Origin of the sequence: Pseudomonas fluorescens, from assembly GCF_030344995.1 — a bacterium.
In the GTDB taxonomy this organism is placed as follows: Bacteria; Pseudomonadota; Gammaproteobacteria; order Pseudomonadales; family Pseudomonadaceae; genus Aquipseudomonas; species Aquipseudomonas fluorescens_BF.
Map to the genome: position 1 here is coordinate 5,017,608 of NZ_CP128260.1, position 15,818 is coordinate 5,033,425.

Genomic DNA, 15,818 nt, shown 5'->3' on the forward strand with positions numbered 1-15,818 from the left:
CCAGGGAAGCGTTACCACGCGGACGGTTCGACGCCTCGACGTGGGAACGATCACAAACTACAGACAACAAAAAGCCCCGCCCGGCGCAATGCCGGACGGGGCTTTTCAGCCTTCAGACCCGCCGCTTACGCGACGTTCATGGTCTTGTGCGTATCGATCAGATGCTGCACCACACCCGGATCGGCCAGGGTGGAGATGTCGCCCAGGCCTTCGTATTCGGCCGTGGCGATCTTGCGCAGGATGCGGCGCATGATCTTGCCCGAACGGGTCTTCGGCAGCCCCGGCGCCCACTGGATCACGTCCGGCGAAGCGATCGGTCCGATCTCCTTGCGCACCCAGTTTTTCAGTTCCAGACGCAATTGCTCGCTCGGCTCTTCGCCATTCTTCAGGGTGACATAAACATAAATGCCCTGCCCCTTGATGTCGTGCGGCACACCGACCACCGCCGCTTCGGCGACTTTCGGGTGAGCAACCATCGCGCTTTCGATCTCGGCGGTACCCATGCGGTGGCCGGAGACGTTGAGCACGTCGTCCACGCGACCGGTGATCCAGTAGTAACCGTCGGCATCGCGACGTGCGCCGTCACCAGTGAAATACATGCCACGGAAAGTCTTGAAGTAGGTGTCGACGAAACGGTCGTGATCGCCGTACAAGGTGCGCGCCTGACCCGGCCACGAATCGAGAATCACCAGATTGCCTTCAGCCTCGCCCTCGATGATGTTGCCGAGGTTGTCCACCAGCGCCGGCACCACACCGAAGAACGGACGTGCGGCCGAACCTGGTTTGAGCGCATGGGCGCCCGGCAGCGGGCTCATCATGTTGCCGCCGGTTTCGGTCTGCCACCAGGTATCGACGATCGGGCAGCGGGACTTGCCGACATTCTTGTAATACCAGTCCCAGGCTTCCGGGTTGATCGGCTCGCCCACCGAACCGAGCAGACGCAGGCTGCTGCCGTCCGCGCCTTCAACAGCGGCGGTGCCCGAGGCCATCATCGCGCGGATCGCGGTCGGCGCGGTGTAGAGGATGTTGACCTTGTGCTTGTCGACGATCTTCGCCACCCGGGTGATGTCCGGATAGTTCGGCACGCCTTCGAACAGCAGCGTGGTCGCGCCGTTGGCCAGCGGGCCGTAGACGATGTAGGAGTGACCGGTGACCCAGCCCACGTCAGCGGTGCACCAGTAGATTTCGCCCGGACGGTAGTCGAACACGCGCTCGTGAGTCATGGCCGCGTACAACAGATAGCCGCCGGTGGTGTGCTGAACGCCCTTCGGCTTGCCAGTTGAGCCGGAGGTATAAAGGATGAACAGCGCTTCTTCGGCGCCCATCTCTTTCGGCGCGCAGACCGTGCCCGCCACTTTCATCAGGTCTTCGTACCAGATGTCGCGATGCTGGTTCCACTTGATGTCGCCGCCGGTGCGCTTGCACACGATGACTTTCTGGATGCTGCTGGTTTCCGGGTTGGTCAGGGCGTCGTCGACGTTGGCCTTGAGGGAAATCTTCTTGCCGGCACGGATGCCTTCGTCAGCGGTGATCACCACTTTCGAGCGGCAGTCGATGATGCGGCCGGCCAGGGCTTCCGGCGAGAAACCGCCGAACACCACCGAGTGAATCGCGCCGATCCGGGTACAGGCCAGCATGGCGACCACGGCTTCGGGAATCATCGGCATATAAATGGTCACCACATCGCCGCGGTGCACGTCCTGACCACGCAGGGCGTTGGCGAGTTTGCACACTTGTTCGTGCAGTTCGCGGTAGGTGATGTTGCGGCTTTCGGAAGGATCGTCGCCTTCCCAGATGATGGCGACCTGATCGCCGCGCTCGGCCAGATGACGGTCGAGGCAGTTGTAGGAAACGTTCAGGGTGCCGTCGGCAAACCACTTGATGTCGACGTGGTGGTCGTCGAACGAAGTCTGTTTCACCGTGGTGAAAGGCTTGATCCAGTCGAGGCGCTTGGCTTGTTCGCGCCAGAAGCCGTCAGGGTTGACGACCGACTGTTGGTACATGGCTTTGTAGGTCGCCTCGTCGGTCAGCGTATTGGCCAGAACCTCGGGACGAACGGGATACAGGGAAGCCGCACTCATCTTTCCTACCTCGGTGTAATAGTTGTTTTTGTATGACCCTGTTGTAGCCGGGGCGCCCGTATAGAACCATTCGACGATGGTAGTAACAAGCCCCTACAAAACATCCAGATACCCCGGAGGCACGCTGCCAATACCTTGTCGAAATGCTTCGCAGCCCTTGTGGGAGCTGGCTTGCCAGCGATTCAGGCGACGCGGTCTTTCAGGAAAGCCAAAGCACTACCAACACCATATCCAGCGATTGTTACCAAATCTGCCAAAGGTGTTTATCAAAACCGGGTCTGTTTACCCCTACCCCGCCTCCCTAAAATTCACCTCGCCGACAAGGCAAAGCGATTAACAACGTTACAGCCCCCACGAAGGCCGTTAATCCAGCTCTTAAGTAACAAACCCAAACGATGAAGTTCCACACGCAACCCCAAAAAGGTTGCGTGACCCCACTCGACCTCAAGAAGGTAAATTTCAAATGAAAGCTTTATTGGTTCTGGCCCTCAGCAGTCTGTGCGCAACCGCCATGGCAGACGAGGTCCCGACTGATGTCGCACAGCAACAACCAGCCATCGAGGAATACACTTACTCCACTCACCTGGATATCGCCAAAGTTGTATCGATGAGCGAAGTTCCAAATGTCTGCGAAGTCGTACCGATGAAAATGGAGTACGACGACTCCACCGGCCAGCGCCACATCCTGCGTTACAGCGTGATGGGTAACGGCTGCACCAATTGATGGTTTGAGACTGCACCGAATCGGATCACTCAGCGCAACATCGAGGGTCGATTCCAGCCCGGCTTCGGTCGGGCTCAGTTGTGTTTGAAGGGACGTAAAAGGGTTGCAAAACACAAGATATAGTGAAAAACGCGGTTTTTTGATTGTTTTTTGAGCAATCAATCACACGCAGAAAAATTAATGAAAAAATTTTCTCCCAGGCCAATCCCGGCGAAAGCCCTGTAAACCCTCGCTCCGATCGAAATCACCCCAGCGCTCGACCACCCTGCGCTGTTTCGCCCTCCCCCACGCCCGTGTTTTTTTCCCTATAATGCCGCCCAATCGGGTCAGCAATATTCCCTTACAGGGATCAAAGCCATTCTGAAGCCCCGCAGCAGCGTCAACGCTGACTCGCGCCCGTCAGAGGCTCTCGGAAACCCGTAAAAATTTTCTGTTTATTGCCTGCGTTGCACCGCTGCAAAAAACGACATCCAACGCGGCCTGTACGGCCGTGTGAAAAACCAACCAATCAGTTTTCACACGGGCACAGGCCCTCACGCAGGAGACGACACGTCATGCTGAGCTGGGACGAATTCGACAAAGAAGACAGTGAAGTAGCAGTTAAAGGCGCCAACGCCGGCCACGCTACCGAAGCCAACATGGACCGCCTCGACAGCGCCGGCGGTGCCGCCGCCCTCGAAGCCCGCGCCGTGACTGCCGAAGACTCGGCCGCCGTGGCCCGCGCCAAGGCTGCACTGGATTCCCTCGACGTTGCCGAAGGCCTCGCCGAACTCGAAGGCTCCGCCGCCCGTGTCGCCGTTGACGAAAAGCGCATGATCAACTGCCGCGCCGACCTCAACCAGCTCGTGCCATTCAAGTACGACTGGGCCTGGCAGAAATACCTGGACGGCTGCGCAAACCACTGGATGCCGCAAGAAGTCAACATGACCGCCGACATCGCCCTCTGGAAAAACCCGGAAGGCCTGACCGACGACGAGCGCCGCATCGTGATGCGCAACCTCGGCTTCTTCTCCACCGCCGACTCCCTGGTTGCCAACAACCTGGCCCTGGCCGTGTACCGCCTGATCACCAACCCGGAATGCCGCCAGTACATCCTGCGCCAGGCATTCGAAGAGGCGATCCACACCCACGCCTACCAGTACTGCATCGAATCGCTGGGCATGGATGAAGGCGAGATCTTCAACATGTACCACGAGATCCCGTCGGTCGCGAAAAAAGCCGCCTGGGGCCTGAAATACACCCGCGCCATCTCCGACCCGGAATTCAACACCGGCACCGTAGAGACCGACAAAGAACTGCTGCGCAACCTGATCGCCTACTACTGCGTTCTGGAAGGCATCTTCTTCTACTGCGGCTTCACCCAGATCCTCTCCATGGGCCGCCGCAACAAAATGACCGGCGTCGCCGAGCAGTTCCAGTACATCCTGCGCGACGAATCCATGCACCTGAACTTCGGCATCGACGTGATCAACCAGATCAAAATCGAAAACCCACACCTGTGGGATGCCGAAATGAAGGAAGAAGCTTCGCAGATGATTCTGCAGGGCACTCAGCTGGAAATCGAATACGCGCGTGACACTATGCCTCGCGGTGTGTTGGGCATGAACGCTGCGATGATGGAGGACTACCTCAAGTTCATCGCCAACCGTCGTCTGTCGCAGATCGGTTTGAAGGAAGAGTATCCAGGGACGACTAACCCGTTCCCTTGGATGAGCGAGATTATGGACTTGAAGAAAGAGAAGAATTTCTTTGAGACTCGGGTTATTGAGTATCAGACTGGTGGGGCGTTGAGCTGGGATTAATAACTGCCCACTCAGCAGTTTTGATTTACTCAGTCCCCATTGAGAACTCGTAAAAAGCCCTGAAACCCAGGGCTTTTTACTAACTACAAAAGAATTAATTATGGACAATTATTAGATGAGCATAAACCTACCGTCTAGATACGAAGATTTAGACGCTGCTTATAAGGGTAGACTATCTCCAAACCAGGAACTTATAGGAATTGTAGACAGAGCCTACAAGTCAATGAAGATTTCTGGCGGCATTAGATTTATCCCGCTTTATGGAGAAAGCGGCTCCGGAAAAAGCTCCGCTTCACGCGAGCTATCTACCCACATGCCATCAGTTGTCAGTGTAGTATTGGAAAGATCCGAGGTAGAAACATTAGAAGCACTCACTCTAAAAGTTAAAAAAACCCACAAACTACACCCCGATAAGCTAATCATCGCAGTAATTGATCAGTACGAGGAAAACGTTCAAGGAAAGGAACGCATCCCCACGCAATTCATCGAACACTTAAGCCTGCTAGATCGAGGCGACTGCAAAAATATCCCCATAATATTTATATGGCTAACAACAAACAAACAGTTTCGAGACATGCTCGCTGACGCGACTTCCAGAAACAAAAGAATTTTGATATCCAGAGATTTAGAAATAGTTGGGCCTGCACAAAAAAATTGGCCACGAATTATTGAGGAAACTTTCTCATTTCACAACATGGACAAACCTCTTTCTGACTATCAGATCATTAGCGCTGACATCGAAGAGATTGCTCGTCACAGCACCACTATCGGAGAGACGATAGAGAAGGTTGCCGAAAAGCTCGGCGAGAACATTGACGGACTGCAGAATCTATCTGAGTATCAAGTGACGTTATTGTGGCCTGTAAGCGATGGTTTGAGAAATCAACGAATCATGCAGTTCTCTAAACCTCGAGATGAATACAGGCTGAACTGGGAGGCTTGGTACACAGAGTTGAATGATGATGATAGAAGGACACTGCCACTGCATGAGCTAAACAGAGCCCGGCTATATTTTGACTTCCGGGTAGTTCCTATCCGAGCAGCTGATCTTCACATGCTATGTCTTGAACTTGACAATGACCAGAGAAACCTTGGGAAAACTTTTCTGACACGTTTTAAAAGCACTCACTTTTTCCACTTGATTTCTGGAAATTGGGAGAATTACTCTTATGCGCCAGCAAGGGAGCGAGAATCAAAAAGGTCCAGAGATGCAAAGGCTTGGTATGACACTGTCACATCGACTCCAACCGCACTCGGCAAGCGCATAGCAAATATACTGTCCGCCTGTGGATTACCCTCTTCCCACGAGTTTGATATCAAAACTATTTATTCAAGTGTGCGAGCCGACATATTCTCCGACGCCAATGAGAAAAACAAAACAAAGCGCATTATCGAATTAAAAGTTTTTTCACCAGAAAACACGATGCCTTCAACAATTAAAGAGCAAATAAAAATCACACTAAAGAGACACGCCCAGCTAGCTGGCTTCCTCCAACGTCAGTAAAGACATTCAGTAAAACTTCGTATCTAGCCCAAAGGGCTAAATACGAAGCCTCATCAAACAATAAATAACGGCCTGCTAGAGAGTTATTTCAAATACACAAATTCAGAACTTGCCCCCCTACCAACACACTTCGCTCGATTAGTGGCGAAGAGCTACACAAGGGTATCAGTCGCCGACAATACCATAGGTTAAGTGTTGTATTTGTAGGATCACTCCTGAGATATATCGCCAATCAACGTAGGATTTTTCCTAGACATTTGTAGTGGCCACTCAGTATCGTCCGAGGGTTTTCAAACCTCGGCGATTTTATGAGCGACAAGAAAAAAGACACTGACTGGACTGTTGCTGAGATTGAGGCAGCGGTTGATGCCTATTTGAAGATGTTTGAGCTTGAGCGAATCGGCCAAAAATTTAACAAAGCACATGAGAATCGCGTGCTGCGTGCGTCTGCGTTGCACAACCGTACTGAAGGCTCAGTTGAATTCCGCATGCAGAACATCTCGGCCGTTTTATTGAGAATGCATAGGGAATACATCAAAGGGTACAAGCCAGCTAGAAACGTAGGGGCCAACGTTGAGCCAGCCATCCGAGCAGTGTTGATTGCCAAAGGGGTTACGCTGGGGGATCCAACGGTTGCGACTGCGGATGAAGAAGCACTAGAGCAGAGAGCTCTGGCGCTAGAGAAACTGCTTCTTGAAGAAGAACCTGCGGGGATTGTGAAGCCGAAGCGCGCTCCCGCCCAAAGCACTGCATTTATACGTGACCCGAAGGTTAGAGCCTGGGTTCGTCAGAAGGCTAAAGGGATATGCGAAGGGTGCGGTGAACCAGCGCCGTTCACCAAAAATGAATCGCCCTACCTTGAAGTGCATCACGTGAGGCATTTGGCGAATAAAGGTTCTGATCGCGTTAGCAATGCTGTAGCGCTTTGTCCGAACTGTCATCGGCGCTGCCATCACTCGAATGACAGCAAGGAGTTAACCGAGTCGCTGTATACGAAGGTTAAACGGTTAGAGCGTGAATAAAAATTTCGTGGCGAGGGAGCTTACTCCCTCGCCACGAAGCGATACGTGATCAGCGATGGCGGTGTGAAGTTTGAAATCTGGTTGATGTCGCGAATCGTCAGCAGGCTGTCTCCCACAGACTTTGCATCATCCCGAAAACAATCAGTGCAACCCACCCCACCACCCGCTATTAATACCCCTCCCCCCACTCAAGGACCCGAGCCCCACCATGAAATTCGACCTCGCCTACTGCCTCAGTCTCGACGACAAACTGTCGATCTATGACGTTCGCGATCTCAATTTCGATGAGACGGTGGCGTTCGATTCTGCGAAGGAACACTTCCAGTGCCCCAACGATGCCTGTCGTTCGGCGTTCAATGCTTCCAACGAGTTGGGTACGTTCAACGCCAAGAACGTGAATTACGTGCGCACGCCGCACTTCAAGAATCTGCCCGGTACGCAGCATGTGGCGGGTTGTCCGTATGTGAGTTTGAAGACGTCGGCGTCGGGGGTTGAGGCGGCGGATGGGGAAGCGGATGACGGGCGGGAGGAACATTTCCCGTCGGAGTTGTTGCTGACGCGTCGTGAGTATGTGCGCAAGCCTGCTGCGCCAGCGGGGGCGGCGGATGTGTTGCGGGATGATCCGGTGCGGGTGGCGACTACCCCCTCAAAAGAATCGCCGAGTCGTGAGACGGCGCCGGACAAGACCAGTGTCTTTGCTCATCCCGTGGAGTGTTTTGTGTCGAACTTCGCGGACAAGGATTTGCTCAAGCGCATGCCGTTGAAGATTGGCGAGCATACGGCGCCGTACAGTTCGTTCTTCAAGAAGATCGAGTATTTGATGGACAACAAGGGGCTGATTTACTGGGGCCGGATCAAGAAGATCGAGGACTTTCACAGCGCCAGTTTCCGGATCGATTTCGAGGACAAGGTCTGGTTCAAAAAGCCGGATGACAGCAAGAAGAAGCCTTATCCGGTCAGTGTTTATCTCAACAAAAAGCTGATCGACAACTACCGCAAGCGCAAGGCGTTTCTGGAAGAGATCAAGCACGCGATCGATAGCGACAAGGAGTTGTTCTGCTTCTTCTACGGTGTGACGCCGGAGTTGAAGCAGGTGCCGGGCAAGAAGAACCCCGAAAAGCCTTTCGAGGTCTTCAACGCCAATATCGAGAACCTGGATCACTTCATTATTCGTGAAGCGCCGGGTCTGGCGTGATTAGCCCTGGGGCAGTTGCAATTGGACGGCGCCGGGGTGTTGTTTGATGAGGGAGTACGGCAGCACCGACCAGTCTGGTCTATCGCAAGAGCGTTGAACGCGGGCGAAGTAGGCGCCCAGGTATAAACCTTTCGCAGTGAAGTACCACGGCGAAGAACCCCAAACGCTTTCTTCCGTGAAGTCGCAATCGTCATCTTGCGTTGGCTTCTTCATTTCTGCGGGGTACAGGGCAGTGAATTGCTTGATCAGCCAAGGCACCAGCTCCTTGTTTTCATACTGATAACGCGCGTCACTTTCAGCCTCACTCAAAGGCTTGTCACCCAGGCTGTCTCGTTCGGCATGCAGAAGTGGCTTGCCCTCACCTACCCACAGCACATCTTCGAGCGACAACGAATGACCAGTGCTTACATCAATGTTGAGGGGTGAATCACCGAAGTCCGGATGCGCGCCACCGCAGAAATAGCTGGTCGAGATGTTCAGGCTGACCACGGCTGGCGAAATCATTTTGGGTTGTGCGTCCTGCATGAAATCGACGTATTCCCCACCCAGTAGTTGGCAACCGTGATAGCGGATGACCTCATTCCACAACCGTCCAAGCAACTGCTGGTTAACCCGTTGCAGATCATCTTTTGGCAGACCGGACTCTACGCTGAACAGCGAAATCTTCGACTCCGGTTCAATCCACCATTGCAGGGTGTAACCCATGAAGTCTTGTTTCTTCAGCGGTTTGAGCTTGAGTCCCTGTAGTCGCAAATACTCATACGGCTCGCCGTTTGCCAGCGCGGCGATGAAGGGCAGCGTAGAAGTTGTCGGCGCTGGAAGCCTGGCCTCGGAAAGTTGCACTGAGAGCTTCTTGCCCTTCGGACTTTGCCACTCGCCCTGCCAGCCAGTGGCAGTTTCTTCCAGTTTCAAAGTTGGCAGTGGCTTGTCGTCACCGTAACGATTGTTGCCCTCGACCAGCGTCAGCGTGCTGTCCTGCAACGCGCCACTGAGGGGCAGATCGCGGTGATACTTCTCGTAGAAGTAGCGGCCGGTCACTTCGTCCTGCTGCTGGGTGTTGAGCTCAACCACAATCGGCGTCTTGCCCAGCGTGCCCGTGAACACACGTCTGCCGTCGTCAGCCTGAGCGGTGGAAAGCAGTGAAAACAACGCGGCGGCATATGGCGCCAGGCGCAACAGTCCCTTGAGCATGGATCGATCCCTGAGTGAATAAGGCTGCGGAGTATGCAAAGGATGCGCGCAGGAATCGAGGTGCTACTTCAGTATCATGCCCAGCATCACGACGATGAGTAGCGCGATATACACCCACGCATGCACCCGATCCGGTATCCGTCCGATCCATGGCGTGGCCAGTCGAATCCCCAGCATCGAGCCCAGCGTCAGCACCGCAAACGCCAGCAGATCCACATACCCGACAAACCATGGCCCCAAGTCGGTCGCGCTAAAACCAGCCAGCGCCATGTAAGTCAGGGTGCCCGCCAGCGCCACCGGCACGCTCAGCGGATTGGCCATCGACGTTGCCTGCGACATGCTCAACCCGCAACGCCGCAATAACGGCACGGTCATGACGCTTCCTCCTACGCCGAGAAAGGTTGCGATGGCGCCAATGCCTACACCACCGCCAGACGTTTCCAGTGTTCTCAATCGACGTGGGATGACGCCTTCGGACTGCGTAAGAAATCCGCGTCGCAGCAGGCAATCGACAATCGTCACGCCGAGGTAGGCAATGAAGGCATAACGAATGACTTCGCCGCTGACCCACACCGCTGCGATTGCGCCAACGACCGCGCCCAATCCTATGAACCCGCCCAAGGGCCAGAGGTAATCACGAATAAGGTTGCCGGCGCGGCGATGTTTGTCGGTGGCGACCAGGGCGTTGACGATCATTACGCAGGTCGAGGTGGCGACGGCGATGTGCATGGCTGACTGCCCGATGGGATCATCGGCACCGTGGCTGGCGGTAATCATGCGGTACAGCAGCGGCACGACGACGAAGCCGCCGCCGAAGCCGAAGAGCACGGCGGTGACGCCGGTCAGGCAGCCGAAGAGTGTCAGCAGGAGGTAGAACATGGCGCGTCGTCCGTTGTTTGGGAGCGGTCGACGATAGAGCGGCGGCGCTTGGCCTGCTTCAGCAAGTCAGCCAATAATGTTTGCGTTTACGCCAACTACTGGATGCCGCTCGATGCGCAATGTTTCAATCAATCTGCTGGATGACACGCCGCGCCCGGTGGTGGCGATCGGTACGGATTATTCCCACGGCTATCGGTTGCCACGTCATACGCATCGGCGGGCGCAATTGTTGTATGGCGCGACCGGGGTGATGCAGGTCAGCACGCATGACGGCAACTGGGTGGTGCCGCCGCAGCGGGCGGTGTGGATTCCGCCGGGGGTGGCGCATGAGGTGTTGATGCTGGGGGTCAGCACTCGCAGTTTGTATATCGAGCCGGGGGCGGTGGATCTGGGCGAGCGTTGTCAGGTGATCAGCGTGTCGCCGTTGATGCGGCACTTGCTGATGGAAGCCGTGGAGTTGCCGCTGACCTATGACCTGGCCGGGCGCGACGGCGTGCTGATCGACTTGTTGCTGCATGAGTTGTTGCGCAGTGCTCCGTTGCCGTTGCATATCCCGCTGCCGTCTGACGGAAGACTGCTCGAACTGTGTCAGACCTTTCTGCATCAGCCGAATGCCCACCAATCGCCCCAGCATTGGGCCGATCAGCTGCACGTAAGCTTACGCACCTTCAACAGACTGTTTCGTCAGCAGACCGGCCTGAGTTTCAGTCAATGGCGCCAGCGTGCCTGCGTGGTACTGGCGTTGGCACGGCTGGCGGCGGGTCAAGCGGTGACGCGGATTGCCCTGGATTTCGGCTATGACAGCCCGGCGGCGTTCTCGACGATGTTCCGCCGGATCCTCGGTCAGGCACCGTCCGTCTGGTTGGAGGCGGCGAACTAGGGCAAATCAAAAAATGCGTTTGATCCCGGCCGAAAACAACTGTACAAAAACACAGTACATTTTCCATCAGCACTCTCGAGCCCGGAGCACACCATGGCCTCTTCAGCGATGAACCTCATCCTCGAACGTATCGCCCTTTTCCAGTTCACCCCGACCCATTGCGCCCAGGCCCGAGGGATGTTGGGCTGGAGCGTTGAACAATTGTCGCGAGAGGCCAAGGTTTCAGCAGACGACATTCAGCGGTTCGAGGCGCAGCAGGACGTGGCGGATGAGGTGCGGCTGGCGCTGACCTATCGGTTTGAGGCGCAGGGGCTGGTGTTCTTTCCGGGATTTGCGCCGGGGCGTTCGACAAGCAATGGTTCGACAGCCGAATCAGTGCGTGGGGATTATGCAATGGCGGAGTGATTCGGTTCGCCTCATGGAGGCGAACCTGCACCGGTGAGTCAGGCCCCTTGCACCACCGCCTCACTCTCCCCTTCAACCGCCAACCACCACGCACTTCCGCGTTGGGGTTGTGCCAGGTTGAACGCCTCGCCCATTTGCGGGGTGGTGATGGAAACACTGCGCTCCCATGCCAGTGCAAGAATGCGATCAAACGGTTCATGCCATGCATGCATCGCCAGATCGAACGTGCCGTTGTGGATCGGGAATAACCAGCGGCCCTTGAGGTCGATGTGGGCTTGCAGGGTTTCTTCCGGTTGCATGTGCACGTAAGGCCATTCGACGTTGTAGGCGCCAGTCTCCATCAGGGTCAGGTCAAAGGGGCCGTACTGTTCGCCGATGCGTTTGAAGCCGTCGAAGTAGCCGCTGTCACCACTGAAGAAAATCCGCGTGTCGCCGTCGATGATCACCCACGAAGCCCACAGGGTCTGGTTGCCATCGAACAGGCCCCGACCGGAGAAGTGCTGCGACGGAGTGGCGATGAAGCGGATGCCGCCGACTTCGGTGCCCTGCCACCAGTCGAACTGGCGAACTTTGTCGGCATCGATGCCCCATTTGATCAGGGTGTCGCCAACGCCTAGCGGGGTCAGGAAGACGTTGACCTTGTCCGCCAGTTTCAACACCGCTTCATAGTCGAGGTGATCGTAGTGGTTGTGCGACAGGATCACCGCTTCGATCGGCGGCAATTCGTCGATGCTGATCGGTGGCTGGTGAAAACGTTTCGGACCGGCCCATTGCACCGGCGAAGCGCGCTCGGCGAACACCGGGTCGGTGATCCAGAATTTGTCTTGCAGTTTGAGCAACAAGGTCGAGTGGCCAAGGCGATAAACGCTGTGGTTGGGCGCCGCGATCAGATCCGCGCGGGTCAGTGGCTGCACAGGAATGGCCGCGGCCGGCCGGGTGTTGCGCGGTTTGTGGAAGATCATGTTCCACATGATCCGCAGCATCTTGCGCACACCTTCGCGCTGCACCGGCGCATGGTTGCGGAATACACCTTCGGCCTGACGCGAAGGTTCAGAAGTTTGACTGCCCGCAGAAGCAATGGATTTGGCCATGACTGAATGACTCCGGAAACACCGCGTAATTCACGGCTTTCCACGGTGGGACGATAAATGGCCAAGGCACGCACGCATCAGCCGGACATCTGGTTTTAGGTTGCACCGATTAACGTAACATTACACTGATCGGTGTACTTTCTAGGTTGCATCAAACCTGATGACAAGTAAACTGCCGAGTGTAATTTCACCCTTTTCTGCCGAATCGAATTTATGACAGCCCCCCAGCGCCTCACCGACCGCAAACGCGAAGCCATCATCCAGGCCGCGATAACCGAATTCCGTGCCAACGGTTTCGAGGTCACCAGCATGGACAAGATTGCGGCCACTGCCGGGGTGTCGAAGCGGACGGTGTACAACCATTTCCCCAGCAAAGAAGAACTGTTCGCCGAAATTCTCAACCAGTTGTGGGCACGGATCAGCACCGAGCAAGCCGTGTCGTACCAGCCCGACCAGCCATTGCGCGATCAATTGCGATCGATGCTGCTGGCCAAACTGCAGACGATGGCGGACGACAACTTCATGAATCTGGCCCGCGTCGCCATCGCGGCCGCGATCCACTCGCCAGAGCGCGCGCAAAACATGGTGGCGCGCATGGGCGAACGAGAAGAAAGCGTGACCGTATGGATTCGCGCAGCTCAGGCGGACGGTCGGCTGAAACCGGTGGATCCGGAGTTCGCCGCGCATCAGGTGCAGGGTCTGTTGAAGACGTTTGCCTTCTGGCCGCAGATCTCCATGGGCCAGCCCTCCCTCGACAGCGCCACGCAAAATGCCGTGGTCGATTCTGCACTCGATATGTTTCTGGCTTGCTACCAGCTCTAGACAAGGCCTGCGCCACGGTAAATGGCTCACAAGGACACTGAATTTTCCCGCTGGAATAAATGACAATGTCTGTCATTGGCCGATGAACGGTCTGTCTGAAGAATTACACTGCAAAGTGTTTCAGAATGAATCTGGCGCAGAACATCATGGAAAACCAACGCGGCAAAGGCTTGTCATTCGCCAGGCGCATTTACTTGCCACGGGCCATCGGATTGGGCATCGGTTTTTTCAGCGTCGGTGCCGCGCTGTATCCGTTGAACATGTCGGGCTGGCTCTGGGCGCTGTTGGTGTTGAACGGTTTTCTCTGGCCGCACGTGGCTTATCAATGGTCGACCCGCTCGGCTTTTCCCTATCGCGCCGAACGCCGCAACCTTCTCTATGACTCGGTGTGCGGCGGTTTCTGGACCGCCTGTTTCCAGTTCAATCCGCTGACCACCGTGACCATCCTGTCGATGATGACCATGAACAATGTGGCCGCCGGCGGCCAGCGTCTGTTCCTGCTCGGCGCCCTCGCCCAAGTGATCGGCGTGCTGCTGGGCTGGTCGGTGTTCGGCGTCAATTTCACCCTGACGGCCACCCAGACGCAGGTCTGGGCGTGTCTGCCGATGCTGACCCTTTATCCGCTGGCGCTAGGCATGGTCTGTTACCGGTTGGCGATCAAACTCGCCGAACACAAGCGCACCCTGAGTGCCCTGAGCTGTACCGACAGCCTGACCGGCCTGCTCAATCACGGTGCCTGGAAAGACCTGCTGCACCTCAAGTTCCAGCAGTGCCGGCAGCACAATTCCCAAGCCATTCTGGCGCTGATCGACATCGATCATTTCAAGTCGATCAACGACAGTTACGGGCACATCGTCGGCGATGCGGTGCTGCGGCAATTGAGTCGCGAGCTGAAATTCGTGCTCGACGAAAGCGAGCTGGCCGGGCGTTACGGCGGTGATGAATTCTGCGTGATCCTGCCCAACCTGCCACTGAACAGGGCCGAAGCGCTGATGGAGCAATTGCGTCAGGGAATGGATCGATACCGCCACCCTGACGTCCCCGAACTGCGCGTCAGCCTGAGCATCGGGCTTGCCCGCTATCAATCCGTCTACGCCGATGCCCTCGAGTGGTTCGACGATTCCGACAAGGCGCTATACAGCGCCAAACACGCGGGACGTAACACGATCAGCGTCGCGTTGAGCCGCTCCACCGCCTGAAAAAACTTGTACAAATTGGAGAAATATCGATTTCTTGTACAACTTTATAAAGTTTTGTATAAGTGAATCCGTCAGCCTGGATGCTGGCACACTGCTGCTAATCATCAGCACCTCCGGTTAGCCGGCGCGGGAACAGGGACCCAACCTCCAGCCCTATTTCCAGAGTGCCGCCAGCATGTTTTTCAACCGCCACAAGTCCACCCTCGACGCTCTCCAGAACACCATTACCGAACAGTCTGGCCTGCTGGCAGCGATCAACCGCTCCATGGCTGTGATCGAGTTCGATCTCGACGGCGTCGTGCTACGCGCCAACGACAACTTCCTGAACACCATGGGCTACAAGGCCGAACAAGTAATCGGTCAGCCCCATCGCCGCTTCTGCCCGCCCGAGATTGCCCGCAGCAGCCAATACACCGAGTTGTGGTCGAAGCTGAAAAGCGGCCAGTTCCAGTCCGGCACCTTTGAACGTATCGACAGCCAAGGCCGACCGATCTGGCTCGAGGCCAGCTACAACCCGATCAAGGATGCCTCAGGCCGCGTGGTGAAAGTGGTCAAGTACGCCATGGACGTCACCGCCAAAGTTCAGCAGGAAAGCGAAGCCAACGCCAAGTTGCAGGCGATCGACCGCGCCATGGCGGTGATCGAGTTCGACCTCGACGGCAATATCCTCACTGCCAATCAGAATTTTCTGACGCGCATGGGTTACACACTCGCCGAGCTGAAGGGCAAGCATCATCGGCTGTTCTGCCCGGCGGTTCTGGTCAACAGCAGCGACTATCAGGACTTCTGGCGCCGGTTGAATCAGGGCGAGTTTTTCCACGGCCAGTTCGAGCGCGTCGACAAACGCGGTCAGACCGTATGGCTCGAAGCCAACTACAACCCGGTCTACGACGCCGCCGGCCAGCTGTGCAAAGTGGTGAAATTCGCCTCGGACGTCACCGCCCGCGTCGAGCAGCACGAGCAGGATGCACGCAGCGCCAGCGCCGCCTATCACATCTCCGTCGCCACCCGAAAAGTCGCCGA

General features: G+C 56.1%; 13 protein-coding genes and 1 pseudogene. 10 read left to right on the forward strand and 4 right to left on the reverse strand.

What is annotated here, in order from left to right:
- Window positions 1–125 precede the first annotated feature (125 nt).
- On the reverse strand, window positions 126–2,081 hold the full coding sequence (gene acs / locus QR290_RS22455) for an acetate--CoA ligase (protein WP_007951065.1): 1,956 nt from the start codon (window positions 2,079–2,081) through the stop codon (window positions 126–128).
- A gap of 463 nt (window positions 2,082–2,544) precedes the next feature.
- Between acs and QR290_RS22460 the strand changes: the two genes are divergently transcribed.
- The 5 genes from QR290_RS22460 (at window position 2,545) to QR290_RS22480 (ending at window position 8,328) form a co-directional block, all read left to right on the forward strand.
- Window positions 2,545–2,805 (forward strand): DUF2790 domain-containing protein, encoded by a 261-nt coding sequence (locus QR290_RS22460; protein WP_085709715.1) that lies wholly within the window; start codon window positions 2,545–2,547, stop codon window positions 2,803–2,805.
- Between the two features lie 554 nt (window positions 2,806–3,359).
- A complete protein-coding gene (locus tag QR290_RS22465) occupies window positions 3,360–4,607 on the forward strand; it encodes a ribonucleotide-diphosphate reductase subunit beta (RefSeq protein WP_085709714.1) in 1,248 nt (415 codons plus the stop codon).
- Between the two features lie 223 nt (window positions 4,608–4,830).
- Window positions 4,831–6,111, forward strand: a complete 1,281-nt coding sequence (locus QR290_RS22470) for a hypothetical protein (protein WP_289203635.1) — start codon at window positions 4,831–4,833, stop codon at window positions 6,109–6,111.
- Between the two features lie 308 nt (window positions 6,112–6,419).
- Window positions 6,420–7,133, forward strand: a complete 714-nt coding sequence (locus QR290_RS22475; protein WP_289203636.1) for an HNH endonuclease — start codon at window positions 6,420–6,422, stop codon at window positions 7,131–7,133.
- Between the two features lie 208 nt (window positions 7,134–7,341).
- Window positions 7,342–8,328, forward strand: coding sequence for a hypothetical protein (locus QR290_RS22480; protein WP_289203637.1), 987 nt, complete (start codon window positions 7,342–7,344; stop codon window positions 8,326–8,328).
- On the opposite strand, the gene QR290_RS22485 is transcribed toward QR290_RS22480, so the two are convergent.
- Both QR290_RS22485 and QR290_RS22490 read right to left on the reverse strand, forming a co-directional pair.
- Window positions 8,329–9,519: a hypothetical protein gene (locus QR290_RS22485; RefSeq protein ID WP_289203638.1), complete on the reverse strand. Its 1,191-nt coding sequence runs from the start codon at window positions 9,517–9,519 to the stop codon at window positions 8,329–8,331.
- A 63-nt stretch (window positions 9,520–9,582) separates the two neighbouring features.
- Complete coding sequence (locus QR290_RS22490) at window positions 9,583–10,398, reverse strand: sulfite exporter TauE/SafE family protein (RefSeq protein WP_289203639.1); 816 nt, start codon at window positions 10,396–10,398, stop codon at window positions 9,583–9,585.
- A 112-nt stretch (window positions 10,399–10,510) separates the two neighbouring features.
- Here QR290_RS22490 and QR290_RS22495 point away from each other — a divergent pair, with 112 nt between their 5' ends.
- Window positions 10,511–11,278, forward strand: a complete 768-nt coding sequence (locus QR290_RS22495) for an AraC family transcriptional regulator (RefSeq protein WP_289203640.1) — start codon at window positions 10,511–10,513, stop codon at window positions 11,276–11,278.
- Window positions 11,279–11,371: 93 nt separating this feature from the next.
- Window positions 11,372–11,683: an XRE family transcriptional regulator gene (locus QR290_RS22500; protein ID WP_115078921.1), complete on the forward strand. Its 312-nt coding sequence runs from the start codon at window positions 11,372–11,374 to the stop codon at window positions 11,681–11,683.
- 38 nt (window positions 11,684–11,721) lie between these two features.
- Here the strand turns inward: QR290_RS22500 and QR290_RS22505 are convergent, their stop codons facing one another.
- A complete protein-coding gene (locus QR290_RS22505) occupies window positions 11,722–12,774 on the reverse strand; it encodes an MBL fold metallo-hydrolase (protein WP_289203641.1) in 1,053 nt (350 codons plus the stop codon).
- Between the two features lie 213 nt (window positions 12,775–12,987).
- On the opposite strand from QR290_RS22505, the gene QR290_RS22510 reads away from it, so the two are divergent.
- The 3 genes and pseudogenes from QR290_RS22510 to QR290_RS28790 form a co-directional block, all read left to right on the forward strand.
- Entirely contained in the window at window positions 12,988–13,596 is a 609-nt protein-coding gene (locus tag QR290_RS22510; protein WP_115078923.1) for a TetR/AcrR family transcriptional regulator, read from the forward strand.
- Between the two features lie 146 nt (window positions 13,597–13,742).
- Window positions 13,743–14,795 carry a diguanylate cyclase gene (locus tag QR290_RS22515; protein WP_289205324.1) on the forward strand — a complete coding sequence of 351 codons (1,053 nt, stop codon included), beginning with the start codon at window positions 13,743–13,745 and terminating at the stop codon, window positions 14,793–14,795.
- Window positions 14,796–14,970: 175 nt separating this feature from the next.
- Window positions 14,971–15,744: pseudogene (locus QR290_RS28790) on the forward strand (PAS domain-containing protein); the annotation flags it as partial.
- Window positions 15,745–15,818: the final 74 nt, after the last annotated feature.